The sequence below is a fragment of the Rhodothermales bacterium genome, assembly GCA_039944855.1.
Classification (GTDB): domain Bacteria; phylum Bacteroidota; class Rhodothermia; order Rhodothermales; family JANQRZ01; genus JBBSMX01.
Genome location: JBDUXZ010000029.1, coordinates 155657 through 175687, shown reverse-complemented (window position 1 = coordinate 175687; position 20031 = coordinate 155657). Strand labels below are relative to the sequence as shown.

Genomic DNA, 20031 nt, shown 5'->3' with positions numbered 1-20031 from the left:
CCCCCCTCAGAGGGGGGCATAGCACTCTCTAGCGCCACGCGGTGCGGGCACGGGCGAGAAGGCGACCGTCGCGGTGGCGGGTGACTTCGTGGGCGAGGGCGACGCCATCGCCGGAAGGCTCGGGCGGGGAGCAGGCGGAGCGGACGGTGTCGCCGTAGACGCTCTCGGCGCGGAAGTGCACGTCGAGGCGGCGGAGGGTGTGGGCGTCGCGGACGGCGTCGGGCACGGCTTCGAGCGCCCACTCGACGTAGCGGACGTTGTTGACGTGCTGGTTCAAGTCGAGGTCGTGGCGGCGGACGCTGAAGAGGCGCTCAGCGTCGGGCTCGCCGAAGTCGGGGAGGGGCGTGCGGTCGGGGTCGAGGGCGTGGGGTCGGTCGGGCCGCTCGATCTCGGCGACGGCGGCGGGCAGGCGGATCGGCCGCCGCCGCGCCACGTCCATCACGAACCATTGGCTCGTCGCCCGCGCGATAGTCTCGCCGTGCTCGTCGGTGGCGACGAAGTCGCGCTGCGCGTAGAGCCCGTCGAACGCGCTCGGCCACGTCTCGACGGTGACGTCTTCGCGCCACGCGGGGTAGCGCTCGACCTCGACCTGGAGCCGAGCGAGGACCCACGCGATGCCGCCGGCGAGGAGCTGATCCGAGGCGAGGTCGAACGCCGTGGCGTGGTTGCCGGCCGTCTCCTGGAAGTAGTTGCAGAGCGTCGGGAGCGTGAGCCGGCCGGCGGGGTCGATCTCGTAGGCGCGGACGCGGAACGCATCGCGCCAGACGGGAGGAATCGGGGGCATCGGGAGCGCGGAGAAGGGGGGAAACCGAACCGGAAGGATAGCGGTTCTGCAGCGGACGAGTGTAGGTTAGCCCCGGACCAGGGCATCCTCGCCTCCCTTTTTGACCCAACGCACCGCGTACCCCCTTATGGAAACCTACGGCATGTCCACTCCCGTCGCCGCGCTCGGTAGCGATACCCGCGCGGCCTTCCTCACCCGGACGTACCTCCACCTTTTCGGCGCGATCCTGCTCTTCGCCGGGATCGAGGTCGCCCTTTTCAAGAGCGGCCTCGCGTACCCGATCGCTAATGCGATGCTCGGCGTGAGCTGGCTCGTCGTGCTCGGCGGGTTCGTCGTCGTGAGCTGGTTCGCCAGCCGGGCGGCGCACCGGGCGGAGTCGCCGGCGGCGCAGTACGCGGCGCTCGGCGGGTTCGTGCTCGCCCAAGCCCTCATCTTCGTCCCGCTCCTCGCGATCGCATTTACGCAGTTCCCGGGCGCCATCAACAGCGCGGCGTGGGTGACGCTCCTCGGCTTCTCCGGGCTGACGGCCGTCGTCGTGCTCACCGGGAAGGACTTCTCGTTCCTCGGCGGGATGCTGCGGTGGGCGTTCATCGTCGCGCTCGTCGCCATCGTCGCGGGCGTGCTCTTCGGGTTCGAACTCGGCACGTGGTTCTCCGTCGGGATGATCGCGCTCGCCGGAGCGGCGATCCTCTACGACACGTCGAACGTGCTCCACCATTACCCGGAGGACCGCCACGTCGCGGCAGCGCTGGAGCTCTTCGCGTCGGTCGCGCTGATGTTCTGGTACGTGCTCCGGCTGATGATGAACCGGAACTAGGAACCCGCACGCATCTCTCCCTTTTACGAGGGACGGGGGCGGTCGCCATCGCGCGGCCGCCCCCCTTTCGTATTCCTCCGTTCTGATTCGACCGTTTTCATGGCACAGGCAACCGCAGGCGACACCGTCCGCATCCACTACACCGGCACCCTCTCCGACGGGTCCGTGTTCGATTCCTCCGAAGGGCGCGGCCCGCTCGAGTTCACCGTTGGCGTCGGGCAGGTGATCCCCGGCTTCGACAGCGCCGTCGAGGGCATGAAGCCCGGCGAGACGCAGACCGTCGAGATCCCGGCGGAGAAAGCCTACGGCCCGTTGCGTGAGGAGATGATGCTGAGCGTCAGCCCCGACCAGTTCCCCGACGGGATGGAGCCCGAGATCGGCCAGCAGCTCCAGCTCAGCCAGCCCGACGGGCAGGCCGTCGTCGTCCGCGTCACCGAGATCGCCGACGACGAAGTCATCCTCGACGCGAACCACGAGCTCGCTGGCCAAGACCTCACGTTCGAGATCACGCTCGAAGAGATCGTCGGCGGATGAACCGGGGGCTCCCCCGGCCCGGCGAGGCGGGGGAGCGGTCCCGAGACGGAGCGCGGGCTCAGACGACGGGGGAGAGGCTCGGCCGGACGGCGTCACGGCCCGGCTCGCCGCCGATCCGCCGGAGCAGCCCGAGGTCGAGGATGCTGAATCCGACCTTCGAAAAGACCGGGAGGAGCACGAAGAGCACCGTGTCCGTCGTCTGCCCGACCACGCCCAAGCCGGAGGGGCCGAGGATCCACGTCAGCGGGTAGCCGACCCAGAAGAGCGCGAGGTAGACGGCCACCTTCCCGTAGACGTCGGCGACCTCGGCGTCGTGGCCTGCGACGCGGCGGAGCGGCCCGAATACGGTCCAGAAGATGAGCACGAGCGCGCCGACGCCGACGGCGAAGAAGACGTAGCGCGCCGGCCCCGTCGAGAGGTCGCCCACGAGCCCGCACAGGATCATCACCACGTCCGCAGTAACGAGGGTGAGGAGCGTGGGGACGTGCGGGCGCTTGTCGGTCCGCGTCGTGGCCGTCATCCACAGGGCGACGAGCAGGAGCGGCGTCGTCACCACCCAGTCGGCGTAGCGCGCCCAGTACGTCGTCTGCCCCGCGACTTCGACGGTGCCGAGCCCGAGCGCCATCGCGAGGTAGGCCAGCCCCGACCAGACGGGGATGATGGTGGCGACGAGGTATTCCCACGTCGGCACGCCGCGCGGGTCGCGCATCCACGCGAGGAAGAGGAGCGCCCCGCCCGCCATGCAGGCAACGTAGACGAAGTGGAGGGTCGTGGAGAGATCCATCGGAGGGGCGGCAGAGGAGAGGAGACGGGGAGCGCGAGACGTGACGGGCACTGACGCCCCGCGCTCCGCGATGTTTCTCCGCAGTCCCGCGCGAGGGGCTCAGACTCCGTCCCTCGCGAGGTGGTCCTTCGGCCTTAATTCCCCACTCGGGTGTCGGCGAGTTCGACGGCGCGCCACGCGTTGACGACGGCACCGGTGACCGAGAGCGTCGCGAAGTCCACCTCATCGCCCGAGCCCGGCCGGATCGCCGGCACGCCGCGGTACGGCACGGCCGATTCGAGGAGGATCTCGCGCACGTCGAGCGGCGAGAGGTCCGGGTAGTAGCTCAGCAGGAGGGCCGCGATGCCGCTCACGACGGGGGCGGCGACGCTCGTTCCGTCCACGCGCGTCGTCGCGTTCGCCGGTTCGAGCACGTCGATGGCCTCGCCGGGCGCGAAGAGGTCGACGTTCGTGACGCCGTAGTTACTGAACGAGGCGGCGAAGGCGTCAGGGTCCCACGACGACGCGCCGACTTCGAGCCAGTTGCTCGCGCGCGCTCCGTCGCTGAGGACCTGGGAGGGGAAGTTGGCGGCGCGGTCGATGTCTTCGGCGCTGTTGCCGGCGGCGTGGACGAGGAGGACGCCGCGCTCCTCGGCGTAGCGCACGGCCGCGTCGACGGCGTCTTTGTCGGGCGAATAGGATTTGCCGAAGCTCATGTTGACGACGAGCGCGCCGTTGTCGACGGCGTAGCGGATCGCGTTCGCCACGTCTTTGTCGCGCTCGTCGCCGCTCGGCACGGCGCGAATGGGCATGACGTAGACGAGCGTGTCCGGCGCGACGCCGCGCGTCCCTGCCTCGTTCCCCCGGATCGCCGCGATCACGCCGGCGACCGATGTGCCGTGGTTCGGGTACGGCCCCGTCACATCGCCGTTGCCGTAGTAGCGCTCGTTCGTGTCGTCGTAATCGTCGCCGACGACGGGGCGGGGGTCGAATTCGAGGTTGTAGCCGTACTTCAGCATGTTCGCGACCTGGATCCGCTGCTGCGTGATGTCGGCCGGCGTGAACCCGGACTGGAGGAGGTAGCTCACGAGGCCCTTCGCCTGAAGCACGGCGGGGGTGTCGAGCATGCCGGGCTCCAGCTTCTCAGCGGAGTACGGCCCGCTGCCGAGCGTCGGTTCGAGGATGGAGACGGCGCGCTGCGTGGCCTCTTCGATCTGCTGCATCTGCGGGAGGACCGCTTCGTACTCGGCCCGCTTCGCCGCCAACTCCCGCTCCAGCGATTGGTAGTAGTCGTACTCCTCGCGGCCGGCCGGATCGAGGGCAGCGGGGTCGGCGTCGCGATAGCGGGGGCGGAGGCGGAGGACCTCGCGCGTGAGCTCGTACGTGTCGTGGAAGACGTTCGCGCCATCGGGGCCGCCGAGGAAGTTCCAGCCGTGCACGTCGTCGACGTAGCCATTCCCATCGTCGTCCACGCCGTTGCCGGCGATCTCGTCTTCGTTTCTCCAGAGGCGACCCTGCAGGTCCTCGTGCGTGGTGTCGACGCCGGAGTCGATCACGGCGACAATAACCTCCCGTTGCGGCGTGCGTCCGTCGAGCGCTCGGTACGCTTGATTAAGGCTGATGCCGCGCACGGCGTCGGCCGTCTCGTCGAGTTCGAGCCACGCTGGAGGGGCGGCCACGAGGCGGGCGGGGGCCGGGTCTTCCGCAGCAGACGGAGCTTCGGTGGCGGGCTCGGTCGGGTCCTGGACCCTCTCGATGGCAGGGGCGGTGGGCGCGGGCGTTGCCACGTCCCGCGCGGCGGAACAGCCGACGAGCGTGGCGGCGAGGAACAGGACGAGGAGCGGGCGGAACGACGTCATCTGGAGAGCAGGAGGGAGAAAGCGGGCGGGTGGACGGTCCAACGTGGGCGCCCGAAAGTAACGCAGGCGGCGGCTCGTTCGTACACCACGTGGCATTACAGGGCCCTTCCGCGATGCATAAGCGCGGGTGGGATGCACGAACTGTTTCGCAGGTAGACGGATCGGGAGAAAATGACGGGTTAGGAACAAGACGGCGTGAAGCGCCATGTAAGGGCGAGCACCTCAGCAGGACTTCCCCTCAGCAGGATCATTTTCTCACCTCTACGAGCACTCTCATGGCTAATCGAACCGCAGACCGTCCCATCGTGACGGGCATGTTCCACGACAACGACAGCGCCGACCGCGCGTACCGCTCGCTCCGGGACCGGGGCTACACCGACGACGACATCCACGTCGTGATGTCGAAGGACACGAAGAAGCAGTACTACGACCGCGAGCACGTCGAGATCGAGGAGGGCAGCAAGGCGATGGAAGGCGCCGGCGCCGGCGCCGCGACCGGCGGCACGATCGGCGGCATCATCGGCGCGCTCGCCGCCGTCGGCACGAACGTGATCGTCCCGGGCCTCGGCCTCGCGATCGCCGGCCCGCTGGCCGGTGCGCTCGCGGGTGCTGGTGCGGGTGGCGCGGCGGGCAGCCTCGTCGGCGCGCTCATCGGTGCGGGCATCCCCGAGGACCGGGCGAAGGAGTACCACGAGGGCGTCAAGGAAGGCGGCATCGTCGTCGGCGCGCACCCGCGCAACGACGAGGACCGCGAGTACCTCGCGAACGAGTGGGACACGTACGGCGCGCGGAACATCCACTACTAGCGCGCGGCTCGTACGGCAACCCTGGCAGCAGGGCAGGAGGCTCCGGCTTCCTGCCCTGTTTTCGTTTGGCTAGCGGACGAGCGTCACGCGCTCGGTCCACGCTTCCTCGCTCGTCTCGAATCGCACGACGTACGTCCCCGCCGGGAGCCCCGCGCCCCACGCCGCCTCGTGCGTGCCCGATGCGTGAGGTCCATCGGCGAGCGTCGCCACGCGGCGGCCGAGTGCGTCGTAGACGGTGAGGCGGACGTCGGCGAGCTCGGCGAGGGTAAAGGCGAGCGTGGTAGTCCCGGCGGTGGGATTGGGAAAGGGCGCGGCGAGGGCTGTCACGGCCGGTGTCGCTTCGTCCTCGGCATCGACTGAATTGAGGATCTCCTCAACGGAATTGCAGCCAGTTGCGTTGTTGGATATATCGATATCGCCGCCGACGCCATCGTTAGCGAGGAGATCGTAGAGGCCGACCGTGCATGAACTGAGTACGTTGTTCGAGAAGACGCGGAGCCCCTCCGCTACAGCAATGAGGTTGGCGAGGCCGTCGAGGTGGGGAAGGGCGTCGTTAGCATTGATCTGGAGTCTTCCCCCGATAGCGGTAAGACCGTTGAGGTTGTCGAGATCGGTGAGCGCGCCGTTACCTGTTATAATGAGATTGTCGTCCGTTGAGGCGAGAGCATCGAGGCCCTCGAGGTTGGTAAGTACGCCATTGCCTTCGATGACCAGTTCCCCAATCGAGAGGAGGGATTCGAGCCCTTGGAGACTGTAGAGGGCGCTGTTGTAGGATATTTCGAGGAGTCCCTCCACAGCGATAAGGTTGTTGAGTCCACCGAGATCAGCGAGCGCGTCGTTGTTATAGATGTAGGCGGCTTCCCCGACCGAAGCGAGCGCACCGAGGCCGCGAAGGTTCGTGAGATTCTCGCTCTCATACACTGTAAGGCTCCCAACAGACACGATGTTATGAAGCCCATCCAAGTCAGAGAGCGCGTTGCTGCGGTTAATTGAGAGAAGCCCTCCAACAGAGGTAAGCCCAGCGAGTCCTTCGAGGGTGCTGAGGACGTCGTTCCCCGCGATAACGACGTCCCCCTCGACGTAGGTCAGAGCGAGGAGACCAGCCACATCGAGAAGTTCCTCGTTGCCTGAGATGTGGATGTTGCCCACTTCAGAGAGGCTGGTGAGGCCGTTGAGGTGTACGAGTGACTCATTGTGCGTAATGAAGAGGGTTCCGGCAGAGACGAGAGCACCGAGTCCGGCAAGGTCGTTCAGCCCACCTCTTGAACTGAGGCGAAGGGTGCCTCCGACAGAGACTAGACTGTGGAGGCTATCGATGGAGCTCACTACGCCACCGATCATCAGGTTACCCGTCACCTCCGCGCAGTCGAAAGCGTCTACCTCTGCCTGTGTATCTAGCTCGAAACTCCCCTGACAGACTTGAGCCTGCACGGCGAATCCGGGAAGTGCAGCGGCAAGAAAAAATGCGTTGAGGAGAACGAGGGGTAGAAAACGAGCAGAGAGACACATGGGGCACGCAGCAAGATGATTGGGAAGCGGCCCCTGATAATAGAACCTCCTATCTGCGCAAGTCAATCCGCTCACACCGCATCACGCACGGCGTCCACCGCCGCCGGCTCTTCCAGGCTCGTCGTGTCGCCGAGGGCGTCGCCGAGGTAGGCGGCCCGGATAAGCCGGCGCATCACCTTCGCGTTCCGCGTCTTCGGGAGGGCCGTCGCGAACTTCACCTCGCGCGGCTTCAGCGGCTTGCCGAGCGCATCCACGAGCCGGGCGACGAGGTCGGCGCGGAGTTCCTCGCTCGGCGCGTGCCCGGCGGCGAGCACGCAGAAGGCGACGACCTCCTGCCCTTTGATGTCGTGCGGTACGCCGACCGCCGCGCTCTCTAGCACAGCCGGGTGCGCGTTCAGCACGGCCTCGACCTCGGCCGGCCCGAGCCGCTTGCCAGCGACTTTGATGGTGTCGTCGCTCCGACCGAGGATGTACCACAGCCCGTCCGCGTCGACGGCAGCGAAGTCGCCGTGCGTCCAGAGGGCGGGGTGTCGGCGCCAGTACGAGTCGAGGTAGCGCGCGCGGTCGCCCCAGAACCCACGCGTCATCCCGATCCACGGCTGCCGGATCACGAGCTCGCCGACTTCGCCCCGCACCGGCTCGCCCGCGTCGTTCACCACGTCGGCGTCCATCCCGACGACGGGGCCGGAGAACGCGCACGGCTTGAGCGGCTGGAGGAAGTTGCCGCAGACGATGCCGCCGGAGATCTCGGTCCCGCCGGAGTAGTTGAGGATCGGCTTGCTGGAATCGAGGACGTTTTCGAACAGCCACGTCCAGCTTTCCGGGTCCCACGGGCTGCCCGTCGAGCCGACGGCGCGGAGCGCGCTGAGGTCGTGCTTGGCGATGGGCTCGGTGCCATGAGGCATGAGCGAGCGGACGAGCGTGGGGCTCAGACCGAGGTGGGTGACGCCGTGCCGCTCGCACAGCGCCCACGTCCGGTCGGGCTCGGGGTAGTCGGGCGCGCCGTCGAAGAGCACGAGGGTAGCGGCGTTGAGGAGGGTGCCGAAAACGAGCCACGGGCCCATCATCCAGCCCATATCGCTCATCCACCACATCACGTCGCCCGCGCGCAGATCCATCGGATGCGCCATGTCCTGCGCCGCTTTGATCGGGAAGCCGCAGTGGGTGTGGACCGCGCCCTTCGGCGCGCCCGTCGTGCCGCTCGTGTAGATCAGCATGACGAGGTCTTCGGCACTCGTGCGCTCCGTCGCCACCGCGTGGGGATCGTCCGTGCCGAGGGCCATGAGGTCGTCCCATGTCCGGTCGCGGCCGTCCGTCATCGGCACGTCGAGGCCGGGGACGTGCTCGAAGACGATCACGTGCTCGACGCTCGGCACGTCCGCGAGGGCTTCGTCGGCGGTCGGTTTCATCGGGATCGCTCGGCCGCGCCGCGCGAGGGCGTTCGCCACGAAGAGCGCTTTGGCCTCCCCGTCGGCGAGGCGGGTGGCGACGGCCTGGGCGCCGTAGCCCGAGAAGAGGGGAAGGATCACGCCGCCAATCTTCGCGACGGCGAGGAAGGCGACGACGATCTCCGGCGTCATCGGCATGTAGAGCCCGACGGCGTCGCCCTTCCCAAGCCCGAGCGCGCGGAGTGCGGAGGCACAACGGCTCACCTCGCGGTGCAGCTCGGCGTACGTCATCGTGCGGACCTCGCCTTCTTCGCTCTCGTAGCGGATTGCGTCGCGCCCGGCGACCTCCGTGTCCTGCCACTTGTCGAGCAGGTTGTGGACGATGTTCATCTCGCCGCCGACGCACCACATCGGAAACTCGATGCCCTCCGCTGTGTCAAGGGTGCGGTCGTACGGCCGGTAAAACTGCACGTCGAGCGATTCGAGCACGGCGTGCCAGAAGCGGCCGACGTCGTCGACGGCCCACCGGCAGAGCGCGTCGTAATCGTCCACGCCGACGCGCTCCATGAAGCGGTGGAGGTTGGTGCGCTGGTCGGGGTCGGGCCGCCAGGCGATCTCCTGGCCGAAGGGGAAGGTGAGCGGAGCGGAGGGCATGGGCATTAAAATCCGAGCTGGACGTTCAGGAGCGCCTGCGTGGGTTCGGCCGCGTCGTCGAGGGGGAGGACGACGTTGGCCTGGAAGGCGGCGGCGCGGGTGAGCGTGAGGTTGTAGCCGAGCAACACTTCGTCGGACCCTTCGAAGCGATCGAAGCGGACGAGGAGACGGTTGTTCGCGTTGAGGTCGACGCCGCCGGTGAGGTAGAACCCGTCGCTGTCGGGGAACACGTCGTCCCCGACGCGCTCCGCGATGCCTTCGGCGGCGAGCAGGAAGGGGCCGGCGCGGAGGCGGACGTCGGCACCGAGAAGCAGGCGGCCGGGCACGTCGAGGGCCTTGGCCGTATCCGGGGTGTCGTAGGCGACGTTCGCGCCGACGATCAGCGTCGTGCCGCTGGAGGGCTGCGTCGTGCTCTGCGCGCGACCGACGAAGGTGAACCCGCCGCGCTGTGCCTGGCGGACGGTGCGACCGTCCACCGTCGTATTGAACGAGGCGTTGAAGAGGCCCGCGCGCAGGGTGAGCGCCTCGCCGGCCACCTGCGTCCGCATCGATCCCCCGACTCCCCGTCCAGGGGCGAGCGCGCGGACGACCCGCGAGCGGTTGACGAAGTCGATCCCGGCGGCCGAGGTCAAGAACTCGTACGAGAACGGCACTTTGTGGCGTCCGACCAAGATCCGGGTCGCCTCGTTCGGGCGGTAGCTCACGTAGGCGTCCAGGAGCGCCGGGCTTCTGGCGAACTCCGCTTGGATCCGGTAGCCAAACCCGCCGTCGAGCAACCCGGCGATCCCGAATCGAGCCGCGGCGATGCTGAAGCCACTCTGCACCGCCTCGGTGTCTTCGAGGATGAGTTGGGGGACGACCTGGATGAGCGCCGTGAACCGGAGGTAGTCTCGCTGGAATTGGGCGACGAGTTCGTCGTACAGCCCCTCCTTGTCGGTTTCGGTCTGGCCGCTGCCCGCTTCCTCGTCGTCCTCGGTGGGGCGTTCTTGCGCGCGCGCCGGGGCGGCGAGCATGAGCAGGAGGAGCAAGGGGGCGAGCCAGGATCGGTGCGAGGGGAGCGGCATGGTGGGAGAGGGGCCGGGGGAAAACGAGGTGGGGGCGACCGGATCGGTCGCCCCCACCAAGGTACGCGTCGGACGGATATCTCTCAGCGCGCTGCGTCGGCCGGGGAGGCGTCCGTCATCGCGCCGTCACCCGCGTGCGGCGGGACGGGCGCGGCGTCGGGGAGCGGGTGCCCGTGCTTCTCCGGCTGCCACGAGTAGATGTAGTCCTCGTCCTCGATGTCGAGCGCATCTTTGGTGAGGTGGAGCGGGCGGAACGTGTCCACCATCACCGCGAGCTCGTGCGTCTCCGTCTTGCCGATCGACGCCTCCGTCGTGCCCGGGTGCGGGCCGTGCGGGATGCCGCCGGGGTGGAGCGTGAAGCTGCCGCGCTCGATCCCCTTGCGCGACATGAAATCGCCCTCGGCGTAGTAGAGCACCTCGTCGGAGTCGATGTTCGAGTGGTTGTACGGTGCTGGGATCGAGTCCGGGTGGTAGTCGAAGAGGCGCGGCACGAACGAGCAGACGACGAAGTTGTGCGCCTCGTACATCTGGTGCACGGGCGGCGGCTGGTGGATGCGGCCGGTGATCGGCTCGAAGTCGTGGATCGAAATCGCGTTGGGGTACATGTAGCCATCCCAGCCGACCACGTCGAACGGGTGGTAGCGGTAGACGAACGGGTGGAGCTTGCCGTGCTTCTTGATGCGGACGATGAACTCGCCCTTCTCGTCGATCGTGGTCAGCTCGCCCGGCGGGCGGAAGTCGCGCTCGCAGTACGGCGAGTGCTCCAAGAGCTGGCCGAAGTTGTTGCGGTACCGCTTCGGCGGGCTGAACTGTGTCGGTGCCTCGATCACGAGCAGGCGAGGCTGTACGTCGCCGGTGAACACCCAGCGGTGCGTGATCGTGCGCGGGACGTGGACGTAGTCGCCCTTCGTGAACTCGACGGTGCCGAGCACGGTCTCGAGACGGCCCTCGCCGTCGTGGACGTAGATCAGCTCATCGTGGGTCGCGTTCTTGAAGAACTCGTTCTCGCCCATCGCCTCGGTCGGGGCGCAGAGCGCGAGGTTGACGTCGGGGTTGCCCATGATGTAGCGGCGGCCCGTCAGCCAGTCGCCGCCGGGGTCGACCTCTTTGCCGAGGAAGTGGCGGTGGCGGAGGAAGTCTTTCTCGACGAACTCGACGGCGTAGGGCTCCGGCTCGAGGACGCGCTCGACGAGCGTCGGCGGGTGGATGTGGTAGGCGATCGACTGGATCCCGGAGAACCCCTCGGCGCCGATGACCTCTTCGGTGTAGAGCGCGCCGTCGGGGCGAGGGAACTGCGTGTGGCGCTTGTGCGGCACGTTCCCCATGCGGACGTAATACGGCATGATTTCGAGTGTTGAGTTACGAGTGTTGAGTTACGAGTGGGGGATGAGCGGCGAGGTCAGCATTCGTCGCTCGTCGTTCGTCACTCGTAACTAGAGATTCCCTCGCCGTTCCTGCTCGCGCTCGATGGCTTCGAAGAGCGCTTTGAAGTTGCCCTCGCCGAACGTGCGCGCGCCCTTGCGCTGGATGATCTCGTAGAAGACGGTCGGGCGGTCCTCGACGGGCTTCGTAAAGATCTGCAGGAGGTAGCCATCAGGGTCGCGGTCGACGAGGATGCCGAGCTTGGCGAGCTCGTCGACGGGCTCGTCGATCGTGCCGACTCGGCCTTGCAGTTGGTCGTAGTACGTCGTCGGGACGGTGAGGAACTGAACGCCGCGGCTGCGGAGCTTCGAGACCGTATCGAGGATGTCGTCGGTCGCCATCGCGACGTGCTGCACGCCGGCGCCGTCGTAGAAGTCGAGGTACTCGTCGATCTGGCTCTTGCGCTTGCCCTTGGCGGGCTCGTTGATCGGGAATTTGATCCGCTCGTTCCCGTTCGACATCACCTTCGACATCAGCGACGAGTACTCCGTCTGGATGTCGGAGTCGGTAAAGGCGATGATGTTGCGGAAGCCCATCGTCTCGGAGTAGTACTCGACGAAGCGGTTCATGTCGCCGAGGTGGACGTTCCCGACGCAGTGGTCGACGTATTTGAGCCCGACGCCTTCCGGCTTCCAGTCGTCGTTCTCCCACGCCTCGAAGCCGGGCATGAAGAGGCCGTCGTAGTCCTTCCGCTCGACGAACGTGTGGATCGTGTCCCCGTACGTCCCCATCGCGGAGACGACGACGCGGCCGTGCTCGTCTTCGAGCACTTCGGGCTCGCGCACCGCGACGGCCCCGCGCTTGGTGACTTCCTCGAACGATTTCGTGGCGTCGTCCACCCACAGCGCGATGTCCTTCACGCCGTCGCCGTGCTTGGCGACGTGGTGGGCAATCGGGTGGCCGGAGTGGAGCGCCGTCGTGAAGACGAACCGGATCTTGTCCTGCTTGAGGAGATAGCTCGCGGCCTCGCGGTGGCCCGTCTCCGGCCCCCGGTAGGCGACGATCTCGAAGCCGAACGCCGCGGCGTAGTAGTACGCCGCCTGCTTCGCGTTCCCGACGTAGAACTCGACGTAGTCGGTCCCGTTGATCGGGAGGAAGTCGTCGGCGACGTGGTCGGGCGCGCCGCGCAGCCCGGCGGCCTTCGCCGTCGTCGCGTCGGTCTGCTGGGCGTTGGGCTCGGTAGCGACGGCGGCGAGGGACGAGCCGTCGCCCTGGGTGTGGAGGGTCTGCGAGGAATCAGCCATGGGGCGTGGGTAACTACGTAAACGAAAAAGGAATGCGGGGGAAGCGGACGAGGGCGGCGCGGGACGGGGCGGTTAAGGCACCGTGGATACGCTGTAATTGGACGTGCGAGCGGCGTCGTCCGTTCCGGTAGCGCTTCCGCGCAGGGTATCTTGTCTGTCCCTTCGCAGTGAACTTACTCGATACCATGCCACAGTACGAACTCGACCACGTGGGACCGGCGGCGTACGGAGGCCGGGTCCGTGGCCGCACGCCCGAGGAAGCCGTCCGCCGCGCCGCCGACCTCGACGACGATGCCGCCGTGACCGTCGGTGACGACGCTGACCTCCACGGCTGGCAGGAGGTCCGCATCGACGGCGAGCCCTCCGGCCGCGTCCGCCTCCACCAGCGCATGCAGTTCCGCCGCGACTGATCGGGCGGTTAGCGCACGACCGTCACGCGCTGCGATTGGCTGAACGTCTCGCCCTCGGCGCGGACGACGTACGCCCCCGCCGGAAGCCCCCGCGCTTCGACAACGACGCGGTGTGCGCCGACCGGAAGCGGCCCATCGTGCACCGTCGCCACGCGGCGCCCGAGCACGTCGAACACCTCCACCGTCACGTCCTGCGCCGCTGTGATGTCGAGCGCGAGCGTAGTCAGATCGCGGAACGGGTTGGGGTAGGCAGCGCCCAGCGCGTTTTCCGCAGGCACGCCAATGCCGGGTTCGAGGGCTACAGTGAAGGGGCTCTCGTACGCGCCGAGGTCTATCTCATTACCGAGCACGCGCGGTCCGCCGTCGAGGTCGATGGGCAACCGCTCCTCGGTGTCGCCGTCGCCGTCGAGGTCGAAGGTGTCGGGCGGGAGGAATAGCTGCCGGCCGAAACCGACGGCCGGAGAGCCTTCTTGGAGGCGGAGGTTGCCATAATTGTCGTCCTCAGTGCCCCACTCGGAGTCGGGACCGGACGATGGGGTTGCAGCGAAGAGCGGATCGGTGTTGAGAACGAATGGCCCATCGAAGCCCCCTTGAACGACTGAGTGTGAGAGGACAACGTTTACTTTGAAGGGCTCGTTGATTTCGGCCCCCCCGTTGTCCCACAAGACCGAATTGCGAACTCGGACCATCAAAGTCTCTTCGAACCCGTCGCTGTTGACGATCCCTGACTGGTTTCGCGTCGCCCCCACATTGACGATGAGGAGATCGCTATAACGATTAGACAGGAACCCATCTTCGCACTGATTCCCCACGAACGCGGCGTTGATTAGCTCGATATAGCTATCACGAGATAGCATAGCGCCACCATCGCACGAGTCGGCGCCGTCAGCGATGTTTCCATAGAACTCGGCGTTGACGAAGATCGGGGAACTGCCTGTGATTAGCACGCCTCCGCCCGCGGCGAAGTTGACCGAAGCACAGCGATTACGGATGAAGCGGGAGTTTACGATCAGCGGAGAACTGTCCTTTAGCACGAGCCCACCACCACCTATCGAGTCATCCGTCCCTAGAAACGTAGATAGGTTATCCTCGAAGGTGACGTTAAAGATGAGGCCTGAGCAACCCTCGAGGTGGGCGCCGGCGCCGCTGGCGGCTGTGTGGTCACGGAAGAACGTGTTACGGACAGAAAGGACCGAGGCAGTGCATCTAAGGCCACCGCCCGAGGATAATTCCCCCACGCCTGATGCGTGCCCGGAGGCGACGGTGAACCCGTCGAGGATGGCAGCCCCCGCTAAACTGTCGGCTCGGACGACGCTGAAGCTGTTGTCCGAGCCCTCTCCGGATGCGCCAATGTCACCGCTGAGCACTGTTTCACTCGTCGCCCAGTTCCGCTGATCGAGTTCAGCCTCGGTGCCGTCGAACCCGCCATACAGGGCGAGGCCAGTCTGTAGCTCGAAGCTCACCGTCCGGTCGCTATCGTCCGTGGGGTAGTAAACGCCCTCGGCGACCCAGATGGCGAGTGTGTCAAAGTCGATGGCGGCGGCGAGGGCGAGGGCATCCTGCAGGTCGGTGAAGGCATCGGCCCAGGAGAGGCCTGTCTCAGACCCCGTCGCGTCGGCGTCGACGAAGAGGGTGGAGGAGGCCGCGACTTGGCCGGGGCCGCCGATCACGAACACGTCGCTGCTGCCGGCACTTGTGAGGTCGAGGTCGCCGAAACTGGCTGTGCCTCGGAACGAGCCGGTTGCGGCGAACCGGTCGGCGTTGACAGCGACGCCGGTGCCGGTGTCCTGCCCGGTCCCGCCGAGGAGTTCGACGGTGACGAGGCCGCCCTCGCTGTCGAACACGGCGAGGTAGCCGTCGCGGCCCTGCGTCGTGACCGGTTCGCCGGCGAAGGTGCCAGCGCCGTCGACGTAGCCCGTGGCGAGGGCGTTGCCGCTCGCGTCTACGGCGAGGGCGGCGGAGAAGTTGGTCCCGTCGCCACCGCCGCGCCGTCCCCAGACCTCATTCCCCTCGGGCGTGAGTTTGGCGACGAAGATGTCGGTGAAGCCCTGGCTTTCGAGCACGTCGGAGGCGATGAGGATCGTGTTCGAGAACGAGCCCTGCACGTAGACGCTGCCGTCGGGGCCGAGCCCGATGCCGCCGCCGCGCGTGAACTCGGAGCCGTCCGCGCCGACGCCCTCGACCCACACAGGTTCGCCGTCGGTGTCGTATTGCACGACGAACACGTCGGTCGCGCCGGCACTCTGGATCGGGAGGTCGCCGAAGAGAGCGACGCCGCGGAACGAGCCGGAGACGTGCGCCCGCCCGTCGTCGGTGACGGCGACGCCGTAGGCGAGGTCGCCTTGGTCGGAGCCGCTGCGCCGCGCCCACACGACCTCGCCGTCCGAGTCGTACTTGGCGAGGAAGGCGTCGCTCGACCCGGCGCTCGTGAGCATCACGTCGCCGAACGTGGCCGTCCCGTCGAAGCCGCCGACGAGGTAGACGTTGCCCTCGGCATCAACCGCCACGTCGCGGCCCGTGTCTTGGCCGATGCCTCCCGCCTGCCGGACCCAAGCGAGGTCGCCGTCGGGGGTGTACTTGGCGAGGAAGGCGTCGAAGTCGCTGAACGTGGTCAGCTCGCCGTCCGGGTTGTCGCCGCCATCGAAGGTGGCGATGCCGGTGAAGAAGCCCGTCGCATAGACACTGCCGTCGGGGGCTACGGCCACGGCACCGCCGAAGTCGTTGAACACGCCGGTGCCGGCGCGGCGGGCCCACACGGCATCGAGGTCGTCGTCGTACTTGACGAGGAAGATGTCGCTGTCGCCCGCGCTCGTGACGCTCACGTCACCGAACGTCGCGGTTCCCTCGAACGTGCCGACGACGTAGCGGCTGCCGTCGGCCGCGAGGGCGATGCCGTCGCCGCCGTCGGCGCTCAGCCCGCCGCCGCTCACCGCGTCGTCGATGACGAAGGGTTGCGCGGCGGCGGTCGCGGCGCAGGCGAGGAGGAGGAGGGCGGAGCGGAGAATGAGCATAACCGTTCGAAGCAGGTGGAGGAGCGGGGATGATACCACCAGGCAGCCCGAACCCAAAGCCTCGCGCGCGACGGCGTAACTTCGGGCCTTCGCCCGCGCTCTCACCCTCCGCCCCTGACTATGCCGAACGATACTCCGTCTCTCTCGAATGAGGGCCGACGCTGGACGACGCTCTCCTCAGCAAAGCTGTTGGAGCGGTGGTGGATCACGCTCCGCGCCGACCACGTCCGCCTCCCGAGCGGGGTCGAAATGGAGGAGTTCCACGTCGCGGAATATCCGGACTGGGCGCTCGCCGTCGCGCTGACGGAGGACGGGCAGGCCGTGCTCGTGGAGCAGTACCGCTACGCCGTGGACCGCGTGGGGCTGGAGTTCGCCGCCGGGGTCGTCCACGCGGGGGAGCCGCCCCTCGAAGCGGCTCGGCGTGAGTTGCTCGAAGAGACGGGCTACGTGGCCAACGAGTGGACGGCGCTCGGGCGATGCGCGGTGGAGCCGTCGCGCCACACGAACTACGGGCACCTCTTCGTCGCGCGCGGCGCGCGGCGCGTCGGCGCACCCCAACTCGACGAGACGGAGGACCTCCGCGTCCGGCTCGTCGACGCCGGTGATCTGGCGGGGCTCGTGGAGCGGGGCGAGATCGTGCACGGCACCCACATCGCGGCGGTGTTCTGGGCGATGCAGCGCGGGCTAATTGGCGACGGCGCGCGCTCGGTGGACGGGGGGTAGATCGTTTCGCGTTCGATCCGCAGAAACGTCTGACCGGACGCGGCGTATGGACAGCATCTGTCCCCACCGCAGAATCCTCTCCCCACCGCAGACCACTTCTTCTCGCCCCTCATCCCTTCAGACCTATGCAAAAAGAACAGACTACCGTGATCGTTTCGGTGAACACCGAGCAGGACGAGCCCGCCCAGATCAAACAGATCCAGGCGCAGGTCGGCAACGGCTGGCAGGTCATCCAGAAGATCCCGATCTCGGGTGGGGGAGCGGGTCCCGGCAGCAACTCCGAGCACTTCATGCGGATGCAGGTCACGCTCGAACGCCAGATCGATGAGGACAACGTGATCGTGCAGCCCGAGGCTGGGGACGACGAGGACGCGGGCGAGCCGCGGGTCTAACCCAATAGTGCGGGCGGCGGCTGCCGCTGCCACCGATCTTTCCCCCTCGCAGCCCCTCCGCCATGCTGTTCCCCATAGGCGACGACGACCGCTCGCTCTCCGGCCCCGCCTTCGTCACGGGGGCGCTGCTGCTGGCGAACGTCGGCGTGTTCGTGCTCCAACTTCTGGATCCGGAGCTGATCTACGCCTACAGCACGGTCCCCTTCGAGATCACGACGGGGCAGGACCTCGTCAACAGCGCGCCGGTCGATCTCAGTCCGTCCGATCTCAGCCAGATCCCGCAGCGGCCCGGCCCCGTGCCGGTGCACCTCACGCTGCTGTCGAGCATGTTCATGCACGGCGGCTTCGCGCACCTCTTCGGCAACCTGCTCTACCTCTGGATCTTCGGGGACAACGTCGAGCACCGCTTCGGGCACGGCATCTTCTTGGCGTTCTACCTCGTGAGCGGGCTCGTCGCGAGCGCGGCGCAGATCGCGCTAGACCCGGGCTCGGTCATTCCGAGCCTCGGTGCGAGCGGGGCGATCTCGGGCGTGCTCGGCGCGTACCTCGTGCTGTTCCCGCGCAACCGAGTCCACGCCGTGTTCCTGTTCACCGTCGTTTCGGTCCCTGCGATCGTGGCGATCGGGCTGTGGATCGTGTTCCAGTTCGTCAACGGAGCCGGCGCGATCGCGGCGGCGGAGCAGACGGGCGGCGTCGCGTACGGCGCGCACATCGGCGGATTTTTCGCGGGCGTGCTCATGGCGTTCGTGCTGCGGCGGACCGTCCGCGAGCTCCCCAACCGCCTCACCCACGCCATCGGTGCCGACGCTCGAACTCGGCCGCTCTGGTGATTAGCTTCCCCTTTATCAATCCAACCCCTTACTGCGATGCCTGACAATCCGCCCCGCCAAGACGATCCCGAAGAGACCATCGACGAAGAGAACAAAGTGGACGAGGCTTCTTTCGAGAGCTTTCCGGCCAGCGACGCGCCGAGCTATTCGGCGACGTACAGCGACGACGAGGACGAAGACGGAGAGGATGACAACTGAGACGGCCCGGTGAGTCGGCTGGGCTTTGGGCGATGCGTTTAGGGCGCGGTGGTTAGATTCGGCCCCGTCCGTTTGATCGACTTGCGCATCCCTCCGTGAAAGCCCTCCGTGGTGCAGCGCTGATCGCAGCGCCGACCTTTTTCCTCCTCCTGTTCGTCGTGGTCGCGGCTCTCCGGATGCCGTATCCGTACGAGCTGGAGTGGATGGAAGGGGGCGCGCTCGGTCATGTCGGCCGCGTGCTGGCGGGCTCCCCGCTCTACGTCTCGCCGTCGCTCGACTTCGTCCCGTTCATCTACACCCCGCTCTATTTCTGGGTGGCGGCCGGAGCGTCCGCGCTGCTCGGCGAGGGGTTCTTCCCGCTGCGCCTCGTCTCGGTGCTCAGCACGCTGGGGTGCTGCGCGCTCCTGTTCCTCCTTGCTCGGCGCGAGGCCGCCTCGTGGCGGGCGGGGTTGCTGGCGGCCGGGCTCTACGCTGCCACCTTCGAGGCGTCCGGGGTGTGGATGGACCTGGCGCGGGTGGATGCGCTGTTCATGCTCTGCCTGCTCGGGGGCATCTACGTGGCACGGTGGAGCCGGGGCGTGGTCGGCTTGGCGACGGCTGGCGGGCTCCTCGGCCTCGCGTTTCTGACGAAGCAGCCGGGGCTGATCGTCGCGTTGCCGGTGGTGGCCTGGACGGTGTTCGCGCAGCGTGGGGCCGCGCGTCTCGCGGCCCCGCTCGCATTCGCGCTGGTAGCGGGCGGAGGAGCGCTCGCGCTGCACGTCGTATCGGGCGGGTGGTTCACGTATTACGTGTTCACGCTGCCGGGTCACCACGCTCTTATTCCGTCGGCCGTCCTCTCGTTCTGGAGCAGCGGACTGCTGCGGCCCCTCGGCTGGGCGGTGCTCGCGACGGGCGTCTTCCTCGTCGGCGCGCGGCGCGAGCAGGCGCTCTTCTACGCGCTCGTCCTCGTCGGACTCATCGGCGCGAGCTTCGTCTCGCGGATTCACACGGGCTCGTACCTCAACGCGCTGATGCCTGCGTACGCCGGGCTGGCCCTCGGCTTCGCCCTCGGTGTTGACGCGATGCAACGGTGGGCAGAGCAGCAGGGACACCGGGCGACGGCCGTGTTGATGGTCGCCGTGCTCGTGCAGTTCGGAGCGCTCCTCTACAACCCGATGCGGCTCGTCCCTACGGCCGAGGACCGGGCAGCGGGGGACCGGCTCGTAGAGATTTTGCGGGACGTGCCGGGCGAGGTCCTCGTCCTCTCGCATCCCTACCTCGCCGAGCGCGTCGGGAAACCGCCGCACGCACAGGAGATGGCGCTCTTCGACGTGTGGCGCGGCGCGCCCGGCGACCGCGACCGGATCGAGGCCCTGATCCAACGGGCAATCCGCGACCGCCGCTACGGCGCGATCGTGCTCGACGAACCGTGGTGGGGGACGCCCGACGACTTCGACGCGCACTACCGCCTCGCTGGCCCCGTGTTCGACCGCCCGCGCGTCTTCCTGCCCACAACGGGCTACCCCTCCCGGCCCGAGTACCTCTACCTCCGGCGCGACTGATCCTGCTCGGCGTACATCGGGAGCGGCCAGAACGTAGCCGCGCCCCGCTGCTGAGAGGCAACGAGGCGCGGCATTTCGGAGG

18 protein-coding genes are annotated in these 20031 nt (G+C 67.5%); 9 read left to right on the top strand and 9 right to left on the bottom strand.

The window, feature by feature from the left end:
• Positions 1-28 precede the first annotated feature (28 nt).
• The gene (locus tag ABJF88_14960; GenBank protein ID MEP0548234.1) at positions 29-784 is read right to left on the bottom strand and encodes an acyl-ACP thioesterase domain-containing protein; all 756 of its coding nucleotides are present in this window, start codon (positions 782-784) and stop codon (positions 29-31) included.
• A gap of 142 nt (positions 785-926) precedes the next feature.
• Between ABJF88_14960 and ABJF88_14955 the strand changes: the two genes are divergently transcribed.
• Both ABJF88_14955 and ABJF88_14950 read left to right on the top strand, forming a co-directional pair.
• Complete coding sequence (locus ABJF88_14955) at positions 927-1601, top strand: Bax inhibitor-1 family protein (GenBank protein ID MEP0548233.1); 675 nt, start codon at positions 927-929, stop codon at positions 1599-1601.
• A 99-nt stretch (positions 1602-1700) separates the two neighbouring features.
• Positions 1701-2135: a peptidylprolyl isomerase gene (locus ABJF88_14950; protein ID MEP0548232.1), complete on the top strand. Its 435-nt coding sequence runs from the start codon at positions 1701-1703 to the stop codon at positions 2133-2135.
• A 58-nt stretch (positions 2136-2193) separates the two neighbouring features.
• Here the strand turns inward: ABJF88_14950 and ABJF88_14945 are convergent, their stop codons facing one another.
• Together ABJF88_14945 and ABJF88_14940 are read right to left on the bottom strand one after the other, a co-directional pair.
• Positions 2194-2919, bottom strand: coding sequence for a bacteriorhodopsin (locus ABJF88_14945; protein MEP0548231.1), 726 nt, complete (start codon positions 2917-2919; stop codon positions 2194-2196).
• A 134-nt stretch (positions 2920-3053) separates the two neighbouring features.
• On the bottom strand, positions 3054-4757 hold the full coding sequence (locus ABJF88_14940; GenBank protein ID MEP0548230.1) for a S8 family peptidase: 1704 nt from the start codon (positions 4755-4757) through the stop codon (positions 3054-3056).
• Between the two features lie 275 nt (positions 4758-5032).
• Here ABJF88_14940 and ABJF88_14935 point away from each other — a divergent pair, with 275 nt between their 5' ends.
• The gene (locus ABJF88_14935) at positions 5033-5563 is read left to right on the top strand and encodes a hypothetical protein (protein ID MEP0548229.1); all 531 of its coding nucleotides are present in this window, start codon (positions 5033-5035) and stop codon (positions 5561-5563) included.
• A gap of 69 nt (positions 5564-5632) precedes the next feature.
• Here the strand turns inward: ABJF88_14935 and ABJF88_14930 are convergent, their stop codons facing one another.
• The 5 genes from ABJF88_14930 to hppD form a co-directional block, all read right to left on the bottom strand.
• Positions 5633-7072, bottom strand: coding sequence for a T9SS type A sorting domain-containing protein (locus ABJF88_14930; GenBank protein ID MEP0548228.1), 1440 nt, complete (start codon positions 7070-7072; stop codon positions 5633-5635).
• Between the two features lie 71 nt (positions 7073-7143).
• Positions 7144-9114, bottom strand: coding sequence for an AMP-binding protein (locus ABJF88_14925; GenBank protein MEP0548227.1), 1971 nt, complete (start codon positions 9112-9114; stop codon positions 7144-7146).
• A 5-nt stretch (positions 9115-9119) separates the two neighbouring features.
• Complete coding sequence (locus ABJF88_14920; protein MEP0548226.1) at positions 9120-10178, bottom strand: porin; 1059 nt, start codon at positions 10176-10178, stop codon at positions 9120-9122.
• An 83-nt stretch (positions 10179-10261) separates the two neighbouring features.
• Entirely contained in the window at positions 10262-11521 is a 1260-nt protein-coding gene (locus tag ABJF88_14915; protein ID MEP0548225.1) for a cupin domain-containing protein, read from the bottom strand.
• A 90-nt stretch (positions 11522-11611) separates the two neighbouring features.
• Positions 11612-12844 carry a 4-hydroxyphenylpyruvate dioxygenase gene (hppD, locus tag ABJF88_14910; GenBank protein MEP0548224.1) on the bottom strand — a complete coding sequence of 411 codons (1233 nt, stop codon included), beginning with the start codon at positions 12842-12844 and terminating at the stop codon, positions 11612-11614.
• A 185-nt stretch (positions 12845-13029) separates the two neighbouring features.
• Between hppD and ABJF88_14905 the strand changes: the two genes are divergently transcribed.
• A complete protein-coding gene (locus ABJF88_14905; protein ID MEP0548223.1) occupies positions 13030-13254 on the top strand; it encodes a hypothetical protein in 225 nt (74 codons plus the stop codon).
• 8 nt (positions 13255-13262) lie between these two features.
• On the opposite strand, the gene ABJF88_14900 is transcribed toward ABJF88_14905, so the two are convergent.
• A complete protein-coding gene (locus ABJF88_14900) occupies positions 13263-16265 on the bottom strand; it encodes a T9SS type A sorting domain-containing protein (GenBank protein MEP0548222.1) in 3003 nt (1000 codons plus the stop codon).
• Between the two features lie 120 nt (positions 16266-16385).
• On the opposite strand from ABJF88_14900, the gene ABJF88_14895 reads away from it, so the two are divergent.
• From ABJF88_14895 to ABJF88_14875, 5 genes are all read left to right on the top strand, one after another.
• Positions 16386-16988 carry an NUDIX hydrolase gene (locus ABJF88_14895; GenBank protein ID MEP0548221.1) on the top strand — a complete coding sequence of 201 codons (603 nt, stop codon included), beginning with the start codon at positions 16386-16388 and terminating at the stop codon, positions 16986-16988.
• A 125-nt stretch (positions 16989-17113) separates the two neighbouring features.
• Positions 17114-17380, top strand: a complete 267-nt coding sequence (locus tag ABJF88_14890; protein MEP0548220.1) for a hypothetical protein — start codon at positions 17114-17116, stop codon at positions 17378-17380.
• Between the two features lie 62 nt (positions 17381-17442).
• Positions 17443-18210: a rhomboid family intramembrane serine protease gene (locus ABJF88_14885; GenBank protein MEP0548219.1), complete on the top strand. Its 768-nt coding sequence runs from the start codon at positions 17443-17445 to the stop codon at positions 18208-18210.
• 36 nt (positions 18211-18246) lie between these two features.
• Positions 18247-18408 (top strand): hypothetical protein, encoded by a 162-nt coding sequence (locus ABJF88_14880; GenBank protein MEP0548218.1) that lies wholly within the window; start codon positions 18247-18249, stop codon positions 18406-18408.
• A gap of 95 nt (positions 18409-18503) precedes the next feature.
• On the top strand, positions 18504-19949 hold the full coding sequence (locus ABJF88_14875) for a glycosyltransferase family 39 protein (GenBank protein MEP0548217.1): 1446 nt from the start codon (positions 18504-18506) through the stop codon (positions 19947-19949).
• Positions 19950-20031: the final 82 nt, after the last annotated feature.

Excerpts from the sequence above, each read along its gene's own strand:
- ABJF88_14960 (MEP0548234.1), bottom strand. The coding sequence starts at position 784 with ATGCCCCCGATTCCTCCCGTCTGGCGCGATGCGTTCCGCGTCCGCGCC.
- ABJF88_14955 (MEP0548233.1), top strand. The coding sequence starts at position 927 with ATGTCCACTCCCGTCGCCGCGCTCGGTAGCGATACCCGCGCGGCCTTC.
- ABJF88_14950 (MEP0548232.1), top strand. The coding sequence starts at position 1,701 with ATGGCACAGGCAACCGCAGGCGACACCGTCCGCATCCACTACACCGGC.
- ABJF88_14945 (MEP0548231.1), bottom strand. The coding sequence starts at position 2,919 with ATGGATCTCTCCACGACCCTCCACTTCGTCTACGTTGCCTGCATGGCG.
- ABJF88_14940 (MEP0548230.1), bottom strand. The coding sequence starts at position 4,757 with ATGACGTCGTTCCGCCCGCTCCTCGTCCTGTTCCTCGCCGCCACGCTC.
- ABJF88_14935 (MEP0548229.1), top strand. The coding sequence starts at position 5,033 with ATGGCTAATCGAACCGCAGACCGTCCCATCGTGACGGGCATGTTCCAC.
- ABJF88_14930 (MEP0548228.1), bottom strand. The coding sequence starts at position 7,072 with ATGTGTCTCTCTGCTCGTTTTCTACCCCTCGTTCTCCTCAACGCATTT.
- ABJF88_14925 (MEP0548227.1), bottom strand. The coding sequence starts at position 9,114 with ATGCCCTCCGCTCCGCTCACCTTCCCCTTCGGCCAGGAGATCGCCTGG.
- ABJF88_14920 (MEP0548226.1), bottom strand. The coding sequence starts at position 10,178 with ATGCCGCTCCCCTCGCACCGATCCTGGCTCGCCCCCTTGCTCCTCCTG.
- ABJF88_14915 (MEP0548225.1), bottom strand. The coding sequence starts at position 11,521 with ATGCCGTATTACGTCCGCATGGGGAACGTGCCGCACAAGCGCCACACG.
- hppD (MEP0548224.1), bottom strand. The coding sequence starts at position 12,844 with ATGGCTGATTCCTCGCAGACCCTCCACACCCAGGGCGACGGCTCGTCC.
- ABJF88_14905 (MEP0548223.1), top strand. The coding sequence starts at position 13,030 with ATGCCACAGTACGAACTCGACCACGTGGGACCGGCGGCGTACGGAGGC.
- ABJF88_14900 (MEP0548222.1), bottom strand. The coding sequence starts at position 16,265 with ATGCTCATTCTCCGCTCCGCCCTCCTCCTCCTCGCCTGCGCCGCGACC.
- ABJF88_14895 (MEP0548221.1), top strand. The coding sequence starts at position 16,386 with ATGCCGAACGATACTCCGTCTCTCTCGAATGAGGGCCGACGCTGGACG.
- ABJF88_14890 (MEP0548220.1), top strand. The coding sequence starts at position 17,114 with ATGCAAAAAGAACAGACTACCGTGATCGTTTCGGTGAACACCGAGCAG.
- ABJF88_14885 (MEP0548219.1), top strand. The coding sequence starts at position 17,443 with ATGCTGTTCCCCATAGGCGACGACGACCGCTCGCTCTCCGGCCCCGCC.
- ABJF88_14880 (MEP0548218.1), top strand. The coding sequence starts at position 18,247 with ATGCCTGACAATCCGCCCCGCCAAGACGATCCCGAAGAGACCATCGAC.